Here is a 20,713-nt window from a genome sequence, read left to right on the forward strand (position 1 = left end):
GCTCAGCGCATGTCAGCGTACGGCGAGATCGGCTCCACCGGCAGCGGCAGGTTGCCCTGCCAGGGATCGAAGCTGTAGCGCAGGTACAACAACGCACGGCTGGGGGCATAGCCCTCGCTGTGCTGCCAGGTAATCCCGCCACCCAGCACCAGGTTGTCCGACAGGCGCCGCTCCAGCAGGCCCTGCACGCGGAAGTTGACGCCGTTGCTGCTACTGCCGGCCTTGGTCAGCGTCGGGTCATCCACCAGGGTATGGCCCGACTGCGCCAACAGGTTCTCCAGGTCGCTGGCGCTGCTGGCCTTGGGGTACAGGTCGCTGCTGTCGATCTTGGCGAACGACCAGCCCAACGAGCTTTCCAGGAACGCCGACCAGTTGGCGTCGCGCCAGGCGAAGTTCACCGGCACGCTCACCGAATAGTACTGCTGCGGGCTGTAATAACCGCCCTGCCCCAGTGTCGACTCGCTCAGGTCCTTGTCGTAGCCCATGTACATCAGGGTCAGGCCGGTGCGCACGCGCTCGTCGGCGCGCTCCACCAGGCGGTAGTAGTAGCCGCCCATGGCGCTGCGGCGCTGGTTGTTCTCGACGTTCTCGCCCACCAACCAATGGCTGCTCAGGCTCGCCCACACGCCGTCCTTGCCGCCTTCGTCGTGGCTCAGGCCCAGGGTAAAGCCGTTGGCGGTGACGCCGCCGAACTTGGTACCCGTGACCGGGTCGGTGGCGCCCGCGTAGGACACCAGCGAGTTGCTCAACGGCCGGCGCGAGGCGGTCAGGCGGTAGCCGATGCTGTCCCAGTCGCCGCTGTAGGTCACCCCGCCCACCCAGTTGGAGACGGTGAATTCCTGCGGCGTATGGCCCAGGTCGAAGGCCCAGGTGTCGTCGTGCCAACCCACGCCCAGCATGGTGCCGTTGACGCTTTGCGCGCCCTTGGCGCAGCCGCCCTGCACCACCGCGCACAGGCCGAACTGGTCATTGCTGGCGAAGCTGCTGACGTCCAGCTGCACCTGTTCAGCCTGCACGAACCCCTGGCCCTGGGCCACCGGCGCGTCGATGCGCAGGATGGTGGTCTGGGTGCTCAGGTCGGACACGCCCGAGGCGCTGTTGTCGGTGCGCCAGGCGAAGTCGTGGTACAGGTTCACCGTGGGGTTCTGCTTCTGGTACAGCGCGTCGACGTCGCTGCGGATGCTGCGCGGCAGCCACTCGTCGCTGTCCTTGGCGCGGCTGGCCGCGGTCATGGCGACGTTGTCGCGCGGCGCCGCCTGCTGCGGGCTGATCAGCTTGGCTGCGGCCATGCTCTGGGCGTAGTAGTCCAGCGCCCGCTGCGGCTCGTCGCGTGACAGCAGGCGCGCGGCGTCGCGGTAGGCCAGCGGGTCGGCCGGGCGGCTTTTGAGCAGCTCGGCGAACAGCTGGTTGGCGCGGGCCTTGTCGCCCACTGCCGCCCAGGCGTTGGCCAGGCGGCGCTGGAACGAGACGGTGACCGGCACCGGCGCCACCACCGCGGCGAGGTCGGCCTTTGCGGCTTGGGGCTGACCACGGGCGATCAGCACCTCGGCCAGGCCCAGCTGCGCGTCGGGGTTCTTCGGCTCGCTGGCCAGCACCTTGCGGTAACGGCTTTCGGCCTGGCCCAGGTCGTTGCGCTGCTGCGCCCAGTCGGCCAGGGTCAGGTAGTCATCGGTGGTGGGCGCACGCAACAGCAGCGCCTCGGCCTGGCTTTCGTGCCCGGCGGTGCGCAGGGCCTCGGCCTTGGCCAGCAGCTGGCGGCGTTGCAGGCGCGCCCACAGCTGCTGCATGTTGTCGCTCCAGGCCGCGCGCGGAATCTGCTGCAGGCTGCCCATGGCGTCGCCGTCGCGGTCGGCGTCGGCCAGGAACAGGCCGTGGGCGTAGCGCGCCTCGGGGTTCTGGCCCTGGCGCTGCAACAGCAGGCTGAAGCTGTTGTCCGCCTGGGCAACCTGGCCCAGGCTGCGCTGGGCGTTGGCCAGGCGGTACACCAGCCAGGGGTTGTCGGGGTCAAGGTCACGGGCCTGGGTCAGCGTCCGGGCGACTTGCGCCCAGTCACCGCGGCGGGTGGCCTCGTCGGCCTGGGCGTTGAGGCGGTCCAGGGCCAGGCCACGGCGCACGCTCTGGAACTCCTGCTGCTCGCGGGGCGTGAGGCTGTCCAGGTACTGCTCGGCCTTTTCCGGCGACTGCGACTGGTACAGGCGCACCAGGCCGCGCACCACGCTGGCGTTGCTGGGGTCAAGCTTGCGCGCCTGCAACAGCAGCGCCTCGGCGCTGATGTCGTCGGCCTCGCCCCGGGCCACGTACGACAGGCCGATCAGGGGCGCGGCATCCTTGGGCTGGGCCTGGCGCGCCTGCTGGTAGAAGCGCTTGGCCTGCGGGTACTGCTTGCGGTCCAGGGCCTCGTCACCCTTTTGCAGCAGCATCCACTGGTAGTTGGCCACCTTGAGGTCCTGCCACTTGGTCATCCAGTAGGTGTCCTGCTCGATGGCCGAGGCCTTGACGAAGGCGTTGTAGGCGCCTTCGTGCTTGCTCTGGCGCATCAGCGCCACGCCCAGCGAGCCCAGCAGGCTGGAGTCCTGGGGGTAGCGCTTGAGGGCGATGCGCAGCTGCGCCTCGGCTGCCGGGTTGTTGCCGGCGTCGAGCAGCGCCTTGCCGCGCACGCCCGCCTGCCAGGCCGGGTCGGCCAGCAGGTGCTGCTGGTCGTGCAACTGCTTGATGGCGTCGGCGCGGTAGGTGGTGTCGGGGTAGACGTCGAGGAAGGTCTGCCAGGCCTGGGCGGTGTCGTGGCCCACCGGCTGCTTGAGCAGGTAGTTGTACTCGCGCTCGGCGGCATTGGCCGCAGCGTTCGGGTCGCCGCCCAGCTGGTGCAGCACCGCCAGCGCCTCGGCGTCGCGCTTCTCGGCGAACAGCAGGCCCACCAGGGTCTGGCGCAGGCCGGCGTTGCCGGGGTACTGGCGATCCAGCTCGCGCAGCTGGTCGATGACCGTGGCGCGCTGGGGCTTGATGCCGGCGCGCACGGTGAGGAATTCCAGGGTGATGGCAAAGTCCGGCATATCGTTACCGAACAGCTGCAGGTAGGCCTGCTCGGCGTCTTCGTAACGGCCGGCGGTGGCCAGCAGGCGCGCCTGCTGCAGGTCTTTCTGGCCGTCGCTGCTTTGCAGCTTGAGCAGGTTCTCGGCGCGGTGCAGCGCCGCGGTGCCGGGGATCTGCTGGCGCAGCCGCGCCACCAGGCGCTCGGCGCCGGCCTGGTCCTTGTTGAGCAGCGCCTGGCGCACCTCGGCCACCTGCACCTGGGGGTTGTCCGGGGCGATCAGTTCCAGCCGCGCCAGCGAGTCGTGCACCAGGTCTTCGCGGTACAGCGCCTCGCCCAGGCGGATCTGCTCCAGCAACCACTGCTGCTGGTCAGGCGGGCTCAGCGGTTGGGCCAGGGCGACCCCGTAGACGCTACTGAGCAGCAGCCCCAAACCCGTCATTTTTTGCATGCGGCAGTCCAGTTCGGCACGAGGTGTCCGTCTTTGTCAAAGCGATAGCGTTGTTGGTCCCAGCCCTGGCCGAACAGCGCCAGCGACTGGTTGTAATAAGCGTCCGCCAGGGGCGGTTGTTGCTCCAGGCGCTGGCGCTGGGTAGCCAGGGCCGCGGCCTGGGCCGGGCTGGCGGCCAGCAGCGGCAGCAGGGCGGCGCTGAAACCCACCGGGCCGGTGCCACTGGCGGTGCCGGTGGCGCTGTCGACCCGTTCCGGCACGAAGCCCTGGGCCGCGGTGAGCTGGGCCATGGGCTGCAAGTGTTCGAGCAGCGACGCCCGCCCCGGCGCGTCCTTGGCCAGCATGCCGGCCCACAGGTACACGCGGATGGCGTCGTAGCTGCCCACCGCGCCTTTCTGGGCATCGACGCCCCAGCCCTGCCCGGCCTTCCACAGCTGCCAGTCGGGCACCAGGCCCTTGGGCGAGCCATCCAGCAGCAGGCGCTGGGTATTGCTGGCCAGCTCGGCCCAGATCGGCGCCTCGGCGGCGAAGCGCGCCAGCAGCTGCGGCGGCAGGTAGCTGGCGTTCAGGCGCCAGCCGTCGGCGCTGTCGAAGCCCACGGTGCCGGGCAGCAGCATCAGGCCCAGGCCCGGCAGCGTGCGCAGGCTCTGGGCGGCGGTGCGCCACAGCAGGTTGCGGCCCAGCACCTGGTAGTCGTCGCGGTGCCACAGGCGCCCGGCTTCGAGCAGGCTGTAGGCGATCCACAGGTCGGCGTCCGAGGCGTTGTTGGCGTCGAGCACGCGCCACTGGCCGTCCTTGTCCCGGCCCCACTGCCAGGCCGGCAGCTGGCGGTTTAGGTCGCCGCCGGCGAGGTTGTCCTGGGTCCAGCGCAGCACCTTGGCGAAGCTGGCCGGGTCGTTGCCCAGCAGGGCGAAGAACAGGCCGTAGCTCTGCCCTTCCGAGGTGCTGACCAGTTGCGCGCTGGAATGGTCGATCACCCGGCCATCCGGGCTGAGCATGGCCTGCCGGTACTGTTCCCAGGCCGGCCAGGCGCAGCCCCCGGCGCTGGCAGCGCCGGGGGCCAGCAGGAACCCGGCCAGGGCCAGGGCGGCGAAGGCTTTCACCGGCTTACTCCTGGCCAGCCAGGCGGCGACGCGCCATCCAGCGCAGGCCACGCCACAGCAGGAAGGCGGTCAGCAGCACGCTGAGGGTGGCCATGGCCGCCAGCAGGATCGGGTGCTCGGACAGCTGGTACCACAGCAGCAGCCACCACGGCAGGTGGCCGACGAAGTACTGCTGCCCTACCCAGCTGCTGCTCACGCCGCTGCTGCGGATCAGCGCCACGGAGCCAGCCACCGCTTCCATCTTGCCGCTGTCGGCGAGGGTGTCGCGCAGCAGTTGGTAGTCGGCGTCATCGCTGGCCAGCAGGGCAACGATGCTGCGCTGTTCGTGGTACGGCGACTGCAGGCCGACGATGGCGGCGATCGGCGCCTGGGCGCTGACCTCGACTCGGTTGGCGCCCAGGTCGCGGGCGTCGCTGAACTGGCCGGCGCGGGCCGACTTGCCGCTGTCTTCGTTGGCCGGGGTCAGCAGCCAGTCGCGGGTCTTGGACAGCACCAGGTTGGCGTCGTCGCCGTTGCCGACGTTGGCGGCCAGGGCGCCGAACACCAGCAGGTCGGTGTCGGCCTTGGCGTCGTTCCAGTCATCGGACAGGCGCAGGCCGAAGGCCGGCAGGCCCGAGCGCGCGGAAATGCCGGCGATGGCTTCGAACAGCGTGCTCAACTGCACGGCGCTGCCGTGGCTGGGCACCATCACCAGGGTCTGCGACAGGTCGGCCATGCGGCTGAACGGGAAGCCGCCGCGGGTGAAGGCGCGCAGGTCGGGCATGGCGATGTAGTGGTAGTAGCCGGACAGGTCGATGGTCGACTCTTCGTCGATCACCGCCTGGTTGTTCACCGGCAGCGAGGTCTGGCAGTGGTCACGCTGGGCGCTGGCGAAGGTGGTGGCAAAGTTGAAGTCGAAGCGCAGGGTGTTGCGGTCGCCGATCTTCAGCGCCGGCACCAGCAGCTTGTCAGTGACGTTGGCCGATTCGTTGGACAGCACCGCCAGGCGCAGCTGCTCCAGCTGGCTGTTGCTCTTGCTCTGCAGCGCCAGGCTGGTGATGAACTGGTTGTTGAGGCTGATGGTCAGGCGCGAGGCGTCGTTGACCGCCGGCGGCGTGTAACGGAACTTGGTCTGCAGGGGGATGCCCTGGTTGCGCCACACGAACAGGTCCGGCGGCAGGTTTACGTCCACGGTAATGGAGCGCGGCTGCAAGCCGTTGGCCTGCAGTTGCTCGGGGTACTTGATCAGCTCGGCGAAGCGCACCGGGCGGTCGGTGCGCATCCAGTTCGGCGCGTCATAGGGCACGCGCGGCTTGAGCTGCTGCACCTTGTCCACGGTCACCCGCGAGCCACGGAACAGGTCGCCGCCCAGGGCCAGGGCGCGGGCGGCCTGGGCCAGGTCGTCGTCGTTGCGGCCCAGCACCAGCAGCACCTTGCTGTAGGGGTCCTGGGGGTTGTCGATCATCTGCACCACGGGCGCGTCCACGGCCGGGAAGCGCTGCAGGTCGGCGAGGAACGCCGGGCGGTGGTCGTTGGTGGCGAAGACAATCGCCGGCTTGGCGCGGTGTTGCTCGTCCAGCGCCGGCAGTTGGTCGAACAGCACCGGGAACTGGGTGCCACGCCAGCCGGCCTGGCTGCCGAAGTACGAGGCCAGGATGCCGGCCGCGCGTTCCTCGCCCAGGGTCGGCGCGTTGGCGAACACCAGGTTGATCGACGGCTTGTCCTGGCCACGCGGGTCGAAGAACGGCATGGGGAAGTACGCCAGGTCATTCTTCAGGCTCAAGGCCTGTTCCTGCAGCTGGATCTGGCTGTCGCGGCCCACGTTCAGCCACAGGGTGCTGTTGGCCGGGTCTTCGCAGATGTCGGTGTAGTGGCCGACGAACTCCAGGCGCACGCGGTTGTAGTCGGCGATCAGGTGCGGGTCCAGGGCCACGGTCTGGGTGACCTTCTTGCCCAGCTGGTCCTTCTCGATCGGCACCACGCTCATCAGCACGTCATTGAGGTACACGCGCAGGTGCGAGACCTGGGGCAGCAGCGACGGCGACGGGGTGTACGACAGTTGCAGCTTGGCATCGCTGGCGATGCGGTCGCGGCGCAGGCTGAATTCCACCTGGTCGCTGGTGTGGATGCCCAGCAACAGGCTGTCGCTGGCGCGGCCCAGCTGCTCGAAGCTGTGGGCGCTGCTCCAGTTGGGAATGGCCGGTGTAGCCGCCGGGGCCGCGGCAGGCGCCGGGGCGGTGACGGGGGCGGCGGCCTGGGCACAGGCGACGGCCAGCAGCGCCAGGCTGGCAACGATGGTTTTGTTGAAGAAGCGGCTCATTTTGCGCTCACTGGTCGAGAAGTGGAAAGAGGTGCGGCCGCGGGCATGCGCGGCAGGAAACTGGCCAGCCAGCGCAGCAGGCGCAACGGCGGCCCGGCGATGTGACGTACCCAGGCGGGCAGGTATTCGTAGAGGCGGTAGTAGCCGGTGCCGCCCAGCTTGAGAATGTCGACGAAACTGTGCAGCGGGCGGTCCGGGGCGAAGTTGTCGCCCCAGTTGAGCCAGGCGTCGGCACGGGCGAAGGTGCATTGCACGAAGTCGATCTTCTGCTGGGCGCTGAGGCTGTTGAAGCTGATGCCCACGAAGGTCTTGTGGCTGCGGCTGACGAAGCCGGGGAACAGGAACTCGCGGTTGCCGCGCTTCATCAGCAGCGACACGCGCCCGCCCACCGGCAGCGCCAGAGTGGTGTCGAGCTCGATGCCCGCGCCGCCGTCGGAATAGTCCTGCAGCATGCCCGGGTAGCAGTGGCCGCTGTCCAGGCGCAGCGCGGCCGGCAGTTGCACCTGCACGCGGTGGGTCTGGCGCACCTGGCGCACTTCCGCGGCCACGGCCACGGCGGCGCCGACGATCAGCAGGTTGTAGACCACCCACAGGCTGCTCACCAGCACGGTGACGATCTCGGTGGCCGGCCCGCACAACAGGCGCCACACGGCAAAACCCAGCCCGGCGATGTTCAGCAGCGCCAGCAGCAGGTACGGCTGGGCGATCTTCCAGTCGAACTGGTTGTGCTCCATCAGGCCGCCCTTGGCGGTGACGTTGAACTTGCCCTTCTTGGGGTTGAACAGCGCCACGGTGGTGGGCCGGGCGATGTACCAGGCCAGCACCGTCTCGTACACCTCGCCCCAGAACGTCTGCCGGTAGGCGCCCTGCATGCGCGAGTTGGTCAGGCTGGCGTGGATCATGTGCGGCAGCACGTACAGCAGGATCATCACCGCCGGGGCGTAGATGATGTAGGCGTGTAGGAACAGGAACGCCAGCGGCGCGGTGAGGAACACCAGGCGCGGCAGGCCGGCCAGGAAGTGGATCATGGCGTTGGCGTAGCAGATGCGCTGGAAGATCGTCAGGCCGCGCCCCAGCAAGGGGTTGTCGGTGCGGAAGATCTGCGCCATGCCCCGTGCCCAGCGGATGCGCTGGCCGATGTGCGCCGACAGGCTCTCGGTGGCAAGGCCGGCGGCCTGGGGGATCTTGATGTAGGCCGAGTTCCAGCCGTTGCGGTGCAGGCGCAGCGCGGTGTGGGCGTCCTCGGTCACGGTTTCCACGGCGAAGCCGCCGATGGCGTCGATGGCCGTGCGCCGCAGCACGGCGCACGAGCCGCAGAAGAACGCCGCGTTCCACATGTCGTTGCCGTCCTGCACCAGGCCGTAGAACAGCTCGCCCTCGTTGGGGCGCTGGCGGAACACGTCAAGGTTGCGCTCGAACGGGTCGGGCGAGAGGAAATGGTGCGGGGTCTGCACCAGCGCCAGTTTCGGGTCGCTGAGGAAGCCGCCGGTGGTCAGCTGCAGGAACGAGCGCACGGGCACGTGGTCGCAGTCGAAAATCGCCACCAGTTCGCTGTCGATCAGGGTCAGCGCATGGTTGAGGTTGCCGGCCTTGGCGTGGCGGTTGTCAGTGCGGGCGATGTAGCCCACGCCCACTTCGGCGGCGAACTGGCGGAAGCTCTCGCGCTTGCCGTCGTCGAGGATATAGATGTTCAGCTTCTCCGCCGGCCAGTCCAGGCCCAGCGCCGCGTACACGGTGCCGCGGACGATGGACAGGTCCTCGTTGTAGGTGGGGATCAGCAGGTCGACGCTGGGCCACAGGCTCAGGTCCCGGGGCAGCGGCTTGGGCTTGCGGTCCAGCGGCCAGCAGGTCTGGATGTAGCCCAGGATCAGCACCACCCAGGAATAGGTCTCGGCCACCAGCAGGATCGAGCCGCACACCAGGTCCAGCGGCTGGTTCCAGTTCAGCGTCGAGGTGTAGCGCCACCACAGGTAGCGGCACGAGACGATCACCGACAGCACCACCATCAGCAGGGTCGGGAAGCGCCCCGGCACCTTGCGCACCAGCATGGCCAAGCCCCACAGCAGCAGGACGAACACCAGCTGGGCGACGTAGCTGAACGGCTCGGTGATGCACAGCAGGGTCAGCAGGAACGCCACGCTGGCAATCACCCCGTTGAACAGCCGCTGGCGGCGGCGGTCCAGGCCTTTCCACCAATGGCTGCCCTGGCGGATCTGCGCGCTGCTTTCGGCGCGCTGGGGCAATTCTTCCAGGGCCGCCCCTACCCTCGCCCACAGGCGCAGGTACAGGCTGCCCAGGGCCTTGAGCCACTGCGGGGTGCGCAGCGACCAGGTGCGTGCCGGCGCCGGCTTGACCAGCAGCAGCCACAGGCTCTGCACCGCGTAGCGCAGCGGGTCGCCCAGGCTCGGCGCCTTGCCGGCCACCTGCGGGTACCAGCGCCGCGGGTGCTCGAGCACGGCGCGCCACTGCGCCGACTCCAGGCGCAGGCACAGCCAGGCCAGGGCGCAGAGGCTGGCCAGCAACAGGGCGATGGGCGGCGCGCAGTCGTGGCGCTGGCGCAGCCGGGTGTAGGGAAACACCTGGGCGATCATAGGGTCTCCAGGCGACGGGTCAGGCACCAGGTGGCCAGGCTCTGCACGTCCTGGGCCGCCAGGCTGGCCTCGGCGTAGGCGCCTACCGGTTTCTTGAACGCCAGGGCTTCGCGCATGGCTTCGTCCTGGTGAATGTTGAGCGGCAGCAGGCGCTCGCCGAACTGCTTGCGCCAGATCAGCAGCAGGTCGCGCTGCAGCTGGCTGGCCGGGTCGAAGCGGTTGATCAGCAGCTGTTCACCCTCTTCTTCCTGCTGTTGCAGCAGCACCTGGCAAGCGGCATCGGCTTCCACCACCAGCAGGCGCATGGCGCACGGGCCGACGCGGGCATGGCCCGGCAGGCGCAGCGGCACGTCGAACAGAATCCAGTCGAACTGCGCGGCCAGCGCCGCCTGGCGCCGGCGCCACAGCTCGGGCTCGTGGCGCAGGCGCTGTTCCACCTGGTCCTGCTCGGCCCATTTCAGCCGGCCATAGGGCAACAGGCTCAGGCCCGGCTCCACGGTCCAGGCCTGGGTGTTCCAGTCCAGGCCGTCGACCATGGCCCGGGCCCAGCCGGCACGCTCGTTGACGCCGACGTTGAAGTGCAGGCGCAGCAGGTTCTCGGGGCACATGTCCACCAGCAACACGCGCTCGCCCAGGCTGTGCAGGGCCTGGCCGGTGGCAGCCAGCAACGAAGTGCTGCCGACGCCACCGCGCAGGCCACGCAGGCTAAGGGCGGTCACGACAGCAGCTCCAGTTCGGATTTGCGCGCAGGCGGCAGCACCCGCGGTTGCAGGCGCTCCATTTCCGCCAGCAGCGGCCAGCGGTGCAGGGCTTTCTGCAGCTCCAGCTGGGCGGAGATGTCGACGTAGTCCAGCTCAGGCAGTTCAAGTTCCTGCTTGAGGCGGGCGATGTCGTCGGCGCGGGCGGCCCGCGACTGCACGTTGGCCTTTACTTGAAGCGCTGAGGGTACGGCAGCCACTGGCCTTTCTCCTTGATGCGAACGTAGGGTTTGCCGGCGTAGTCGACGACCACGGTGCCAGCGTTCTCGGAGACCGCCGCGGTCTGCGGCAGGTCGGTCAACAGCGCCTGCCAGCTGGGCGCCAGGCCTTCGCCCTGGGGCTGGGCGGTGTACAGCCGGCTGATGATTTCCGACAGGGCCAGGAAGCTGCTCGGCGCGGTGACGTGGATCGGCGCGGTTGCCGAGGTGCTGCCCATGTTCACCAGCTTGATGCCCACCGGCACGTGGGTAATGGACGGGCTGGGGATCTCGCGCATGCCGGAAATCTGCATGCGGTCGCCGTGCAGCGCGGCGCCGTGCTCGGGCACGATCACCACCACCACGCGGCGGCCGCTGGCCTGCAGCTGGGCGATGAAGCCGTTGAGGTCGTCGATCAGGCCCTGGGCGCGCGGCTTGTAGTCGGCGCTCTTGGTGCCGCCGTCGGCGGTCAGGGCGCGGTTGCCGTCGTGCAGGGTGGTGGTGTTGTAGAACAGCGCCACGCGGTCGCCCTTCTCGTCCATGCGGTGCTTCCACCAACTGGACAGCACCTGGCCGTCACGCAGGATCGGCGTGCCATCGAAGCCCACCAGCGCCCGTGGCAGGTTGCTGGTGCTGATGGCCGGTGGCGGCAGCGCGCCCTGGGAGCGCACCTCGTCGAGGAAGCCTTCGAACTGGCCGGTGTGGTTGAGCATGACTTCGTCGGCGAAGCCCAGCTTCTTCAGGTCGTCCATCAGCAGGCACTGCTCGGGCGCGGTGCCGTAGAGCTTGCTGTGCGGGGTCTGGCCGCACGAGGCGCGCAGCAGGCGGATGGCCGCCGGGCCGCTGTAGGAGGTGGCCGAGTTGAAGTTGTCGAACACCACGTCCATCTGCTGGAACAGCGTGTTGTCGCGCAGGCCCACGGTTTCCAGGTCGTCCCAGGCCATGGAGCAGATGTTGATCAGCAGCAGGTCGAACGGCTGCGCCGGCGAGGTCGAGGGCTTGAACTCGACCTGGCGGGTGGCCTCGGTGCTGTAGAACTTCTGCAGGTAGTTTTCCAGGGTGGCGTTGTCCGGCTCGCCGGCGCTGGCCACGGCGGGTGCGCCGGGCGCTGTGGCCTGGGCCGGGGCGGCGCTGGGGTGCATGGCCAGCACGTTGGCGCTGGCCAGCCAGGCCAGGCCCAGCACGCTGACGGTGGTCAGGCGCAGCCAGTGGCGCACGAAGGCGTAGACCACCACCAGCACGCAGAGCAAGGCGCACAGGTTCAGGTCAATGAAGCGCGACACCAGGTCCAGCAGGTAGGCGCCGGTGAAGTCGAGCACGCCGGGCTGGGCCAGCAGGCGGCTGAACGGCGGCAGCCAGGTGTCCTGGTACAGCAGCGCCACGCCCACCGGAATGGCAATGACGGTGCGCAGCAGGCGCAGGTGGCGGTGGCGCAGCGGCAGCAGCAAGGCGGCGGCGAACACCACGTTGGGCAGCACCTGGAAGTTCAGGTAGCCGGTCCACACCAGGGCGAACTTGATGATGAAATACAGGTTCCACAGGCCCAGGCCCGACCAGCTGCGCACGCGCCGTTGGGGGATGACTTCAAACTGGCTCATGGGGCTCGCTCTTGGCAGGGGCGCGGCGGCGCACGCCACGGGATTTCAAATAACGGGCCGGCAACACGGCCTGGACGATGGCGGCCAGGTGGCGGCCGAAACGCGTCAGGGCGACCACCAGGGCCAGGGTCAGCAGGCTGCTCAGGGCAATGACCTGGATCAGCTCGAAATAACTCATAAGCAGGCGTCCGTAAGGGGCAGCGTGGTGCGTTTGGGCGCATAGGCGCCCCGCTCGGCGATGGCCGCCGAGCTGCCGGCGGTGCGTTCCTCGGCCAGGTGGAAGGTGGCTGGCAGTTCCGCGGCGCTGAGGAAGGTGGCCTTGGGCAAGGCGTCCACCCCCGGCAGAATCTGGAAGGCGCTGAACAGGTCGCGCCAGGCCAACCGGCAGATGTTGCCCAGGGCCGGTTCCAGGCCGTCGGCGCGGCAGGCGAACAGGAACAGATAGAAGTCACCGTCGACCACGCAGGCAATGTCGCCGAAGCGGCGCAGGCTGATCTGGTTCAGGTACTGCTCGATGTCCAGGCCACCGCGCGGGGTGAGCTTGAGCAACTGGTGGCTGATCTCGCCGGCGGCGCCGCCATAGATGCGCGTGACCGTGGCCAGGAACTCCGAGGGCATCATCAGGCCGCGCTCGGCCGGCGGCCGCAGGCGCTCGAACAGCGACTGGAAGTCGGTGTTGCGGCTGTGCCGCCAGGTCTGCCCCTGCACGCTGTCGATGATGCTGAAGAAGTACGCCAGGGTGGTGCCGTAGGGCACGGTGATGTTGGCGCCGCAGGACACCAGCAGGCGTTCGTCACGGTAGCGCAGGCACGGCTCGATTTCACGCACGATGATCTTCAGGCTGCTGCCGCACCGCTCGCGCAGGGCGTGCAGTTGCCGGGCCAGGCCTTCGACCTCCTGGTTGCTGTCGATGGCGACGATGACGCTGGCGGCGCGCGCCTGGCGCGCCTGCAGCAGCAGGTCGTCGCGGTCTTCGAACAGGCGCCACTGGTCCGACAGCGCCGGCGAGCCTTCCAGCACCGAGCGCTGGGTCAGGTAGATGCGCTGGTCGTCGGTGTGGGTCAGTTGCGGGCTGGCCTGCTCGCTGGCCGACAAGGCAAAGCCCTTCTCGCCCAGCTCCAGTTCCAGCTCCTGGCCGCTGCACACGCCCAGCGCGCTGTGCCAATAGTGCAACTGGTAGCGGATGCCACCGTCGCGGCGGTACAGCTGCGCCAGGCCCGACAGGGTTTCGTTCAGGCGCAGCAGGCGCTCGTGCAGCTGCGGCGCCTGGCCGTGGCTGATCACCAGCAGGGTCGATTGGCGCCGCGCCAGCCACTGGCCCAGGGTCTCGCACCAGTGGCGCAGGCCGGGGGCGATGTCGCTCAGCCAGGCGCTGGCCGGCAGCATCAGCACGATGACGCTGCCCGGCGCCTTGACGGTGCGGGTCAGCTCACCCACCAGCGCTTTCAGCGCCAGGCCGATGTCACCTTCGTCGATGTCGAACAGCGCCAGCTCGCCCGGCCCGGCATCGGCGGCCAGGGTGGCGGCCAGCGCCTGGCTCTGGTGGCCACAGCAGGCCAGCGTCGCCCGTGCCTGCGCGGGCATGGCCGCCAGGCACTGGCTGGCCAGCGCCGCGGCGTCGCCGGCCTGGTCGGCGGCGATCCAATACAGGCCGCCCTGGCGCAACACCATTTGTTCATCGCGCAGATGACCGATAGCTAAGCTGACTTGACTCAAATGTTCCCCGCACTCAACAGCCACGCGCGCGGGCGAACCCCGCGTGCAATTTAAAGAGGGAGTCATTTTCCGCGGCATGCACAATCGCCCGCACAGGAGCGGGGACGGTCAGGCGACAGAGAAAACAGGTGATTGCACTGCGGGCCGAATCCCCAAGGGCTTGGGGCGGGGGGCGTATCAATGCGAGATAGAGCCGCGGACAAGTGGCTTGCCGTGCTCAATCATTGCCGGACTCTCTTGTTCCTCGGCAATGGGGCGCCATTATTGGCGTGCGGAAAAGTGCAGTCAATTAGATAGAGACGATATGCGAAAAAATAGATGGCTCAACGCCAGTTTTATTGTATCGCGTTGAATACAATGACAAAAAACGTTATCGCCACGGATAACGACGCGCTACAGAAATGCCCCTGCCGGTGCCAGGCGACGAGCGCCCGGCACCGGCTGGCGTTCAGCCGCCGAGCACCTCGCGCATCTTGCGCAAGCCTGCCTCGGCGCGCTCAAATCCGCTCAGCGCCGGCACCTGCTGCGTCGGCGCCTCGATACTGATGGGCACCTGGCGCGGCAAGGCCTGCAGCAGGCCGCGCAGGTCGCAGTCGCCGTCACCGGGGAAACGCCGCTCGTTGCGCGCCTGGCGCAGGATCTCGTCCATGCTGTCGGGCACCGGGCCTGCCACGTCGCACATCTGCGCATAGCGAAAGCGCTGCGGGCTGGCCTGCACGGCGGCGGCCAGCTGCGCCAGGGACGAACGCGAGCGATTGAAGTGGAAGGCGTCCACCAGCACGCAGCCGTTGTCGCGGCCGGCGTTGTCGACGATGCGCAGCGCCTTGGCCAGGTCCGGCGCGTCGGTCCAGGGCATGAACTCCAGGTGCGGGTAGATGCCATAGGGCCGCGCCAGGTCGCACAGCTGGGCGAAGTTGTCGGTCAGGCGCGCCTCGTCCGGGTCATTGCCGGCCACCAGCAGTTCGCTGGCACCGAACTCGGCGCCCACTTCCAGGAAAATCTCGAAGTCAGGCACATGGGTGGCCGGTTTCAGCCGCAGGATCTCGATGTCCAGTACCTGGATGCCGGTGTCGCTCAGGGCCTTGGCCGTCTGCCGGCGCAGGCTGAGGTCGGCCACCAGCGGGTAATGGTATTCCTGAGGGGTGGCGGGTTCCAGGCGCAGGCCCACGTGGCTGTAGCCGGCGCGGGCGGCCACCTCGACCATCTCGGGTGGGGACAGCTCCAGCACGGTCAGGGCTGCCAGGGAAAAAATCTGTTCGCTCATGAAAGACACTCGTTCGGCATGGGTGACGGACCAATTGGCATATTTAGAACCCAGTTCCATTTTTATGCAAGTCGACTTTAGCTCACTGGGCGGGAGACGTTTTGGCCAGCGTCCGAGCACCGTTGACAACGCCAATCATAAATGGAACCCTGTTCCAAAATAATTCGTCCCGGCCTCCAGGTATCCACTCATGACCGCACCCCTGCCCCCTCACTCCCGCCACATCGACTGCGATCTGCTGGTCATCGGCTCCGGCGCCTCGGGCCTGGCCGCCGCCGTGACCGCCGCCTGGCACGGCTTGCGCGTGGTGGTGGTGGAAAAGCACGAGGCCTTTGGCGGCGCCACGGCCTGGTCCGGCGGCTGGGCGTGGGTGCCGGGCAACCCGCTGGCCAAGCGTGCCGGCATTCACGAAGACCCGCAGCAACCGCGCACCTACCTCAAGCACGAGTTGGGCGAGCGCTACGACGCCGCCCGCGTGGACGCCTTCCTCGACAACGCCCCGCGCATGGTGGCGTTCTTCGAGCAGCACACCTCGCTGCAGTGGGTGGACGGCAACGGCATTCCCGACGTGCACGGCCATGTCGCCGGCGCCGCCACCCAGGGCCACCAGGTGATCGCCGCGCCGTACAACGCCCGGCAGATGGGCAAGCTGATCAAGCGCATGCGCAAGACCATGCGCGAGACCTCGTTCCTGGGCATGCCGATCATGGCCGGCGCCGACCTGGGCGCCTTCCTGACCATGACCCGCTCGCTGAAGTCGTTCCTGCACGTGAGCAAGCGCTTCATCGCCCACCTGCGCGACCTGGCGCTGCACGGCCGGGCCATGCACCTGGTCAACGGCGTGGCCCTGGCAGGCCGCCTGGCTAAATCGGCCGAGGACCTGGGCGTGCTGCTGATCGAATCGGCCCCGGCGCGCGAACTGCTGCGCGAGGACGGCAAGGTGCTGGGCGCGCGGGTCGACACCCCGCAAGGCCCCATGACCATCCGCGCCAGCAAGGGCGTGGTGCTGGCGGCCGGTGGCTTCCCCAACGACCTGGCCCGGCGCAAGGCGCTGTTCCCGCGCACCCCCACCGGCGCCGAGCACCTGGCGCTGCCGCCGCTGGCCTGCGCCGGGGACGGCATCAGCCTGGGCGAAGCGGCCGGTGGCGTGCTCGACACCAGCGTCGCCTCCCCTGCCGCCTGGGCGCCGGTGTCCCAGGTGCGGCACCGCGACGGCACGGTCGGGCACTTCCCGCACATCATCGAGCGCGGCAAGCCGGGCATCATTGGCGTGCTGTCCACCGGCAAGCGTTTCTGCAACGAGGCCGACGGCTATTACGACTACACCGCCGCCATGGTCGCCGGCGCCCCGGCTGGCGAGGAAGTGGCCTCGTGGCTGATCTGCGACCACCGCTTCCAGCGCCGCTTCGGCCTGGGCTACTCGCGGCCGTTCCCGCTGCCGGTGGGCCCGGCGGTGCGCAGCGGCTACCTGCAGCGCGCCGACACCCTGCACGCCCTGGCCGCCCAGTGCGGCATCGACGGCGACGCGCTGGCGCAGACGGTCAAACAGTTCAACGAACACGCCCGCCGCGGTGAAGACCCGGAGTTCGGCCGCGGCTCCACCGCCTACAACCGCAAAATGGGCGACCCGCTGATCACCGACGGCAACCCGTGCGTGGCGCCCATCGAGACCGGGCCGTTCTACGCGGTAAAGGTGCGGCCGGGCAGCTTCGGCACCTTTGCCGGGCTCAAGACCAACGGCGACGCCCAGGTGCTCGACCAGGCCGGCGCGCCGATCAGCGGGTTGTATGCGGTGGGGACCGACATGGCCAGTGTGATGGGTGGCTTCTACCCTTCGGGTGGCATCAACCTGGGGCCGGCGTTGACCTTTGGGTATATTGCCGGGCGGCATGCGGCGGGGGTGACGGCGTATGAGGCGAACGCGTAGCGAAGTAGCGCCAGATCCAGCTTGTGATCTCGCTCTCGCTCTCGCTCTTGATCTTGATCTTGATCTTGATCTTGATCTTGATCTTGATCTTGATCTTGATCTTGATCTTGATCTTGATCTCGCTTTTGATCTTGATCTTGCTTTTGATCTCAAGCCCCGTTAAGCGCCAGGGCCGACCGGAGGCGTCGATCAACGGGCTGCCCGAAGGGCCGAGGCCGCAGGCCGAAGAGACGGTATCCCGCCCGCTTTGTTAGCGGGTGCCGTCTGCCCGTTGATCGGCGCCGTAGGGAGGGGACCCGTAGCGCAGCGGAGGGCCCAAGCAGGGGCGAGACCTTTTTGGTGACTTTTTGGGGCGACTGCCAAAAAGTTACTCGGCGTAAGGCCGAAACGGTCGGTGGTCGCACCGCGAAAATGGATATATCCAGAATCGCCAGAAGCAGGATCCGACCATCGTGAACATATCCATTAACGAGGTGATGCAAAATCACCTTTCCGCCCTTACGGCGGGTCACTTTTTTTCAAACGCCAAAAAAAGTAACCAAAAAACGCTTGCCCCTGCTTGGGCCCTACGCTGCGCTACGGGTCCCCTCCTTCCGGCGCCGATCAACGGGCAGACGGCACCCGCTATAGGAGCCTGCGGGTTACCGTCTCTTCGGCCTACGGCCTCGGCCCTTCGGGCAGCCCGTTGATCGACGCCTCCAGTCGGCCCGGGCGCTTTACGGGGCATACAATCAAGATCAAGAGCCAGATCACAAGCCAGATCAAAAGCCAGATCAACGGCAACAGCAACAGCAACAGCAACCGTGTTTCCACAGCTTGGCTGCCCCACCAAAATCGCCACCTTTAACCCCTGCGCCGGACGGCACTAGCCAAACCGCGGAAAATGCATAAAATCTGCGCGCCGCATTCCCTGGCGGCCCTGTTCCAAGGCCTTTGCGGCGCATTTGCAGGTTCACTTCCGAGGTTTCAATGTCTCCACAATTACTGGCCATGGCGCTGGCGCCCCTGCTCGGGCTGTTCATCGTCAGCATGGGCAATGGCCTGATGTCGTCCATCACCACGCTGCGCCTGGACGCCGCCGGTGCGTCCGCCCTGCAGATCGGCCTGGTGTCGTCGGCCTATTTCATCGGCCTGGCACTGGGCTCGTTCTTCAATGACCGGCTGATCCTGCGCATTGGCCACATCCGCGCCTACAGCTGCTTCGCCTCGATGATCGCCGCCACCGTGCTGCTGCAAGGCCTGGGCAACGACACCACGGCCTGGTTCGTGCTGCGCCTGATCAACGGCTGGGCCTGCGTGGGCGTGTACCTGGTGATCGAGAGCTGGCTGCTGCTGGCCTCCGACCCCAAGGCCCGTGGCCGGGTGCTGGCGGTGTACATGATTGCCCTGTACGGCTCGGGCATGTTCGGCCAGGCGGCCATCGGCCTGGTGTCGGGCCTGGGCGACAGCGCGCCGTTCCTGATCACCGGCATGCTGGCGTCGCTGTCGGTGATGCCGGTGGTGATGATCCCGCGGGTCACGCCGTTGGTGGAGCGCGTCGAAGCCCTGAGCCCGCGGCAGCTGCTGCGGGTGACCCCCACCGGGGTGATGGGTTGCTTCGGCTCGGGGGTTGCCATCGCCGCGGTCTATACCCTGCTGCCGCTGTACCTGCAGCACCGCGGCATGGACCTGAGCCAGGTAGGGCAGATGATGGCCTGCGTGATCCTCGGCGCCATGCTGTTGCAATACCCGGTGGGCCGCTGGTCCGACCGCCAGGACCGCCAGTGGGTGCTGATGGTGCTGTGCGCCGCCTGCCTGGTGCTGTCCCTGGCGATCATGGCGTTGCCGGCGTCCAGCCTGCTGCTGGGCGGGGCGCTGTTCCTGCTGGGCGGGGGAATTTTCGCCATCTACCCGGTGGCGGTCAGCCATTCCGCCGACCGCGCGCCGGCCGGCGCCGTGGTGCCGATGATCCAGGGCCTGCTGCTGATCAACTCGATCGGCTCGGCGCTCAGCCCCATGACCGTCGGCCAGCTGATGGCCAAGATGGGCGACAACGGCCTGTTCTGGGCCTTCGCCCTGCTGAACCTGGTGATGGTGGTGTACTTCGCCTGGCGCCGCACCCGCCGCGCCGCGCCGGAGAGCGCCGCGCCCTTCGCCGCGGCCGCGCAGATGTCGCCCACCGGCGTGGAGCTGCGGGTGACCGAAGACCTGCAAGCGGCCATGGACGAAGCCACCGAGGCCGCCGAGGCGGACGCCCGGGCGGCCTGACGCTACGCGGTCAGAACGTGGACTGCACCTGCAGGCCGGCGACTACGGCGTTCTGCACCTGGCGCACGCCACCGGGGTTGACCACGTACTGCAGGTTGGGCCGCACGTTCAGCCACGGCGTCACCTGCACGCCGTAGTTCAGCTCCACGTCGTACTCGGTGTGTTGCAGCGGCACGAAGTCGGCGTCCGCATAGCTCGCGCCACTGGCCAGGTTGGCCGCCTTGGCGTTGCGCAGGAACTGCTCACTGGCGTGCAGGCGGGCCACGCCCAGGCCCAGGGTGTCGTTGGGCCGCGCGTCGAACGGGCCTTTGAACACCAGCGCCAGCTTCTGGTAGCTGTCCACCGCCGTGGTGGCGGCGTCGAAGGCGCTGACGTTGCCGTACAGCACCAGGCCACGGGCGGCGTCGCCGTTTACCGTGGTCAGCTGCTGCTTGCCGGTCAGCCACCAGCCATGCTGGCTGTCGTCGCGGCGGTAGTCGTCACCGGTCAGCGCGGCCGGCTGGTCGTTGGCGTCCTTGTACAGGTCGCTGGCCTTGGCAGTGCTGTAGTAATAGCCCGCGCGGTACTCGCCGGGCAACTGGCCCAGGGTCGGGGTCCACACCACTTCAACCGGGATCATCGCCCCCGTGGTGCCGGCGCCGTTGAGCTTGAAGCCGTTGCCGTTGTCGCCATAGGAATCGTTGACGTCGAACACGCCCACCTGGGCGTAGACCTGGTCATTGAGCTTGTACTTGACCCGCGCCGCCCAGGTGCTGACCGGCCCCTGGGTAATGCTGTCGACGTAGTTGCCCGGCTGCGACCCACAGAACGCCAGGTTCTGGAACAGGCAGTCTTCCACGGCGAAGTCGTCGCCGAACGAGAAGCGACCGGCCTTGATGTTCAGGGCGTTGTCGAGGAAGCCCTTGCTGAACCACAGTTCGGCCAAGCGCGTGGTGCTGCCGTTGCCGGAAATCTCCTGCACCGCCGACAGGCTGCCGGCGCGCGGGTCGCTGATGCGGTCGTCGTTGAGGCTGCTGCCGTTGGTGTTGGACAGCTGCACCATGAACTGCGCGTCCTGCCAGCCCAGCAGCTTCTGCAGGTCGATGGCCGCGCCCAGGGTGAACTGGTCGGCGTAACGGGTAGCGTGGCTGTGGTTATAGCCGCCGTGCAGGTTGCTGGCCGCCTCACCCAGGTAGGCCATCTGGATGTCGATGCCCTTGTTGAGCAGCGCCGTGCGGGTGCCGCCCCAGTCGCCGGTCATCCATTGCGAGTCGGCGCCGAAGGCCCCGTCGGCGTGGGCGCCGAGGCTCCAGGTGCAGGTGGCGGCAAGGGTAAACAGCAGGGTTGAAGGGCGGGCAAGCGAGTTCTTGTTGAATCGAGGCATGCTGGAAATCCGTTCATGATGACGTGTCGTTGCGCACGTTGCGAATGCGAATCTAACTCACCCATGTAGTGTTAGTTAAGCAAACTAAACTAACTTTCACCGTGTGGTAAGCAATTGAATTGCAACAACTAACTGACATCAAAAAGATGTAAAAGAGCCGTCAATGAACCG

Annotated in this window: 14 protein-coding genes; 3 read left to right on the forward strand and 11 right to left on the reverse strand. The window is 67.9% G+C overall.

Annotated features, from left to right (window positions below; genetic code table 11):
- Nucleotides 1-2: 2 nt before the first annotated feature.
- From bcsC to AC0Z2B_RS15380, 10 genes are all read right to left on the reverse strand, one after another.
- On the reverse strand, nucleotides 3-3,479 hold the full coding sequence (gene bcsC / locus AC0Z2B_RS15335; protein ID WP_476297711.1) for a cellulose synthase complex outer membrane protein BcsC: 3,477 nt from the start codon (nucleotides 3,477-3,479) through the stop codon (nucleotides 3-5).
- Entirely contained in the window at nucleotides 3,467-4,582 is a 1,116-nt protein-coding gene (bcsZ, locus tag AC0Z2B_RS15340; RefSeq protein ID WP_476297713.1) for a cellulose synthase complex periplasmic endoglucanase BcsZ, read from the reverse strand. The genes bcsC and bcsZ overlap by 13 nt, the downstream gene beginning before the upstream one ends.
- Before the next feature lie 4 nt (nucleotides 4,583-4,586).
- Nucleotides 4,587-6,881, reverse strand: a complete 2,295-nt coding sequence (gene bcsB, locus AC0Z2B_RS15345; protein ID WP_476297715.1) for a cellulose biosynthesis cyclic di-GMP-binding regulatory protein BcsB — start codon at nucleotides 6,879-6,881, stop codon at nucleotides 4,587-4,589.
- Complete coding sequence (gene bcsA / locus AC0Z2B_RS15350; RefSeq protein WP_476297717.1) at nucleotides 6,878-9,472, reverse strand: UDP-forming cellulose synthase catalytic subunit; 2,595 nt, start codon at nucleotides 9,470-9,472, stop codon at nucleotides 6,878-6,880. The genes bcsB and bcsA overlap by 4 nt, the downstream gene beginning before the upstream one ends.
- The gene (gene bcsQ / locus AC0Z2B_RS15355) at nucleotides 9,469-10,191 is read right to left on the reverse strand and encodes a cellulose biosynthesis protein BcsQ (protein ID WP_416424597.1); all 723 of its coding nucleotides are present in this window, start codon (nucleotides 10,189-10,191) and stop codon (nucleotides 9,469-9,471) included. The genes bcsA and bcsQ overlap by 4 nt, the downstream gene beginning before the upstream one ends.
- Entirely contained in the window at nucleotides 10,188-10,430 is a 243-nt protein-coding gene (gene bcsR / locus AC0Z2B_RS15360) for a cellulose biosynthesis protein BcsR (protein WP_416424598.1), read from the reverse strand. The genes bcsQ and bcsR overlap by 4 nt, the downstream gene beginning before the upstream one ends.
- A complete protein-coding gene (gene bcsG / locus AC0Z2B_RS15365; RefSeq protein ID WP_476297719.1) occupies nucleotides 10,400-12,025 on the reverse strand; it encodes a cellulose biosynthesis protein BcsG in 1,626 nt (541 codons plus the stop codon). The genes bcsR and bcsG overlap by 31 nt, the downstream gene beginning before the upstream one ends.
- Nucleotides 12,012-12,203: a cellulose biosynthesis protein BcsF gene (gene bcsF / locus AC0Z2B_RS15370; protein WP_416424600.1), complete on the reverse strand. Its 192-nt coding sequence runs from the start codon at nucleotides 12,201-12,203 to the stop codon at nucleotides 12,012-12,014. The genes bcsG and bcsF overlap by 14 nt, the downstream gene beginning before the upstream one ends.
- Entirely contained in the window at nucleotides 12,200-13,765 is a 1,566-nt protein-coding gene (locus AC0Z2B_RS15375) for a BcsE family c-di-GMP-binding protein (protein WP_476297721.1), read from the reverse strand. The genes bcsF and AC0Z2B_RS15375 overlap by 4 nt, the downstream gene beginning before the upstream one ends.
- Before the next feature lie 424 nt (nucleotides 13,766-14,189).
- The gene (locus AC0Z2B_RS15380; RefSeq protein ID WP_476297723.1) at nucleotides 14,190-15,005 is read right to left on the reverse strand and encodes a sugar phosphate isomerase/epimerase family protein; all 816 of its coding nucleotides are present in this window, start codon (nucleotides 15,003-15,005) and stop codon (nucleotides 14,190-14,192) included.
- A gap of 190 nt (nucleotides 15,006-15,195) precedes the next feature.
- On the opposite strand from AC0Z2B_RS15380, the gene AC0Z2B_RS15385 reads away from it, so the two are divergent.
- From AC0Z2B_RS15385 to AC0Z2B_RS15395, 3 genes are all read left to right on the forward strand, one after another.
- Nucleotides 15,196-16,932, forward strand: a complete 1,737-nt coding sequence (locus tag AC0Z2B_RS15385; RefSeq protein WP_476297725.1) for an FAD-dependent oxidoreductase — start codon at nucleotides 15,196-15,198, stop codon at nucleotides 16,930-16,932.
- Entirely contained in the window at nucleotides 16,916-17,095 is a 180-nt protein-coding gene (locus tag AC0Z2B_RS15390) for a hypothetical protein (protein WP_476297727.1), read from the forward strand. Before AC0Z2B_RS15385 ends, AC0Z2B_RS15390 begins: the two co-directional genes overlap by 17 nt.
- A gap of 806 nt (nucleotides 17,096-17,901) precedes the next feature.
- Complete coding sequence (locus tag AC0Z2B_RS15395; RefSeq protein ID WP_416424605.1) at nucleotides 17,902-19,179, forward strand: MFS transporter; 1,278 nt, start codon at nucleotides 17,902-17,904, stop codon at nucleotides 19,177-19,179.
- 10 nt (nucleotides 19,180-19,189) lie between these two features.
- Here AC0Z2B_RS15395 and AC0Z2B_RS15400 read toward each other — a convergent pair whose 3' ends face one another.
- Entirely contained in the window at nucleotides 19,190-20,542 is a 1,353-nt protein-coding gene (locus tag AC0Z2B_RS15400) for a carbohydrate porin (protein WP_476297729.1), read from the reverse strand.
- Nucleotides 20,543-20,713 lie beyond the last annotated feature (171 nt).

The sequence above is a fragment of the Pseudomonas sp. GYB4201 genome (genome assembly GCF_056312595.1).